This window comes from bacterium endosymbiont of Bathymodiolus sp. 5 South, from assembly GCF_900128535.1.
In the GTDB taxonomy this organism is placed as follows: domain Bacteria; phylum Pseudomonadota; class Gammaproteobacteria; order PS1; family Pseudothioglobaceae; genus Thiodubiliella.
On the sequence record NZ_FQTR01000170.1, the window covers coordinates 1 to 3321 of the forward strand.

At 36.4% G+C, this 3321-nt stretch carries 1 protein-coding gene; it reads right to left on the bottom strand.

The genetic code is table 11. The annotated features are described in order from the left end of the window. A partial coding sequence (locus BBROOKSOX_RS09645; protein ID WP_218973728.1) for a C80 family cysteine peptidase occupies positions 1-3222 on the bottom strand: 3222 nt, incomplete at its 3' end. Positions 3223-3321 lie beyond the last annotated feature (99 nt).

A 3321-nucleotide genomic window follows, 5' to 3' on the forward strand; every position in this document is an offset into this window, starting at 1 on the left:
TGCTTTCACTTCCTGAACCAAACTTGATTTCCCATTGAGGCAACTATCGCTATAGCAGCTCATTAAGAAGATTGTTGTTAATTCTGCTGCTTGTGGGATGAATCTTTGGATAATCTCTACTACTGCGTCACTATTGAGACCCTCTAATTTGTTGATGCCGTCTACTTGCTCGCCATGCCCTATTACTTGGACTTCTAAATTGCCTGTTAAATTTCTGGCTTGACCTTGGGTAATTTCTAATTTTCCGTTATTTTTTTTGACAACAACGACTTTGTCAGTGGTGTATTGTTTGTTTTGTTTGGCTGTTATTTTCTTTTGCATGTCGTTGGCAGTTTGATCGTTTGCTATTTGGATGATTAAACTGGAATTGTGTTTAATTGCTGGGTTAGCGCTATCATCCTGCTTTGTTGAGGACTGTTCTTTTGATTTGCCACCTGATGCTCGATCGCCGTCTTTGTCGTTTGTTTTTTGTTGGGTTTTTGTTTTTCTGTGAGTTTTTTGTAGGCCTGAAGAAGTACTGGCTTGTTTTTTTGCAGAGCTGGATGTAGAGGTAGGGTCTATCTCGTTAAATACCACACCAAGTGACTTCATGGTTCTCATATTAAGTTTCAACTCATTTTGTAAAATTTTAATATAGACAGCATCTATAAGTGTTCCTGGGTGCAAAGGCATAGTGTAACTTGATTTTTTCCCGTCTACCATTCTGTGATAAGCAGCATGTTTTCCGCCATATGACATTGGTATTTTTGCTCTTATCATTGCTTGACTAAAAGCCTTAACCTTTATGTTATTATATTTTAACTTGTATTTCTCAAAATTAACAGGTTGGCTCAACTCTTCTTCTTCAGCCAATATGTTTTCTTGTGCTTGTTGTTGTTGTTTAATCAGCGCCTCTTTTTGTTTTTCTCTGTACTCCTGATTATTTCTTGCATATTGCTGTTCAAGCATTTCTACAAGCTTTTCGCTCTCCTCTTTTTCTCTTTCTTTTTTCTCCTCTGGGCTTTCTGCGTATTCCTCTGGTGTTAACCTTTCTTCTTGCGCTAACTTTTCCTCCTCTTGTGCCAACCTTTCTTCTTGCGTCAATTCTTGATATTCTACCTCCTTTTTACTAAAATCTTGCTCATTTTCTTGTGCAACTCTACTGGTTTCCTCTCCCTCAAGCCCTTCATTTGTTATTACTTCTCTTTGTTTTTGTTTTTCTACATTACCGCCACGTTTTATTGTTCTATTTTCCCTGAGTTCATTTGTCCGTTTAAGCATTCTTTTTACCCTAGACATTGCATCAAGACGAACAGAAATATCGTTATCAGAGTTCAAAATTTGATCCCTATAAAACTCCTTATCATCGACTCCTATCCATATTCCTTTCAAAATCTTGTCTACTACCAATTCAGTATATTCTTCTTCAAATCTTTGGCTAGTCAATCTTTTGAGGGCATCAAGTTTCGTACCTTTTGTATTTAAATCTAGCACAAAACCTTTTTTCTTAATATAACGCTCTACAAACTTTGAATTAGCCTCTTCTATTGCCTCAATCCTCTTCTCTTCTTGTGGTTCGCTCTTACGCCCTGGGATAGAAAAACCTCCTATTGTTAACGTCTCTTTTAGAGACTCTTTTAGATCTTTAATTGTTTGAATTTGCTCATGCTGCTCTTGGTTGGCGTTTAGCTGCATAATAACCGCTCGTTCTCTTACTTGCCTGAGGTTATCAAGCCTGATCTCTAATTTTCTTTTGTTTGATTCTTTTGTTTCCTTTTTGACCAATCCTTCTATTTCCTTTACTCCCTCATCATACCTCTCAATTGTTGTTAGGACTATGGTTTTATTCCCTTCAGCTATAACAATATCTTTTAACAGTTCATCTACGGCTTCATCTTCTTCTTGCCTAATGATTGATTGTTGTGCCGCTTCACGCAAAGTATTGTTGTCATCGTCTGCATTTTGCGCTTCTTGATTGCCTGCAACTTTTTGGAATTTTTCTTCTAACTTGTCCATTGTTTTATTTTGTTCTGTTAACTTTAATTCTGTATTTTCTATTTGATCTCTTGTTGCATCTATTTCTTCTATTGCTACCCCCACCAATGGACTGACTTCATTAAATATAAAATCAGGCATTGATAAAGCACCTTCATCAAATGCTGACCTCATGTGCTCTTTTTTTAGCTTGCCTTTCAAGGTATTTAACCTCCTTTGTTGTTCAAACTTATTTCGACTTTTTTGTTTCAGCAGGCCTTCTACATATGATATTTCACTTTCTAAGTCCTTTACTCTCTTAGATTGACTCTTGAGTTCTCGATATGTTGTCTCTGGTGTCTCGCTCACACTATCCACTTTATCCATCCATTTTTCTACCTCTTCTTCCCTGTACTTTTTTATTTCTTCAAACAAGGATTTTGTCAGCTCATCGCCTGTTTGTGTTCTTTGTAGGCCTATCATTTTCGTTAACAAATTATCTTTCAATAATGCTCGTTTCTTTTGCCTTATAGCTTCTATTTCTTCTTCTAGAGCGTGCAATGTTGTTTTTAATTTTTCTTTATTTTTTTTATCTGATTCCGCTAACAATCCTTGCTCTTGCCTTTCTTCTTTTTTTATATCTTCACGCATATTTTCTAACTTCTGTCTGGTGTTTTCTTCCTCTGCATATATAACCTCTTTAAGTGCTACTTTTTCCTTTAAGTGCTCATTGTGTCTATCCGTAAACTGTTGACTCAAGGCACTTACCTCTTCTTCATTTGTCGTGTATTTATCCATTTCTGCCTTTGTTTGTCTTCTCAGTTCGAATTGTTGGTCAAAATATTTTTGAGCTTGTTCCATATGTTTAAATTTTTTAGATATCTTAAACATCTTTATCGCTATTCTGGCATCAATTAACTCTTCATCTATTTCACTTAGTCTTTTACGAAATTTATAAATCAAACGACGACCATCTCGCCACTTTTCCACTGCTTTTTCCAACTTGACTTCTAAAAGCCTTAACATTTTCCTGCTCTCTACTCGCTCATTTCTTATTTTTTCTTCTAATTTATTTAACCTTGAATCCTCTTCCTCTAATTCTATTTTTTCTTGTTCTGTCGTGTCTCCTTTTTCCATCATTCTTCTATCTTCAGGCACTTTATCACCTTCCATTAAAACACCCTCATCGTTCATACCAACATATCCTTTATGACCCTCGACTTCAGTAGGTATACCCTTGGTCTGTAAACTTTCTTTCAAATTTGACACAAAACTTGTGCCACTGTCGTCACACTTATCTGAATGGCACCCGGTAACGGATACTTTGCGTGGTGGGTGTTCAGGGAGGATGGTTTTTAGGTCTGTGGC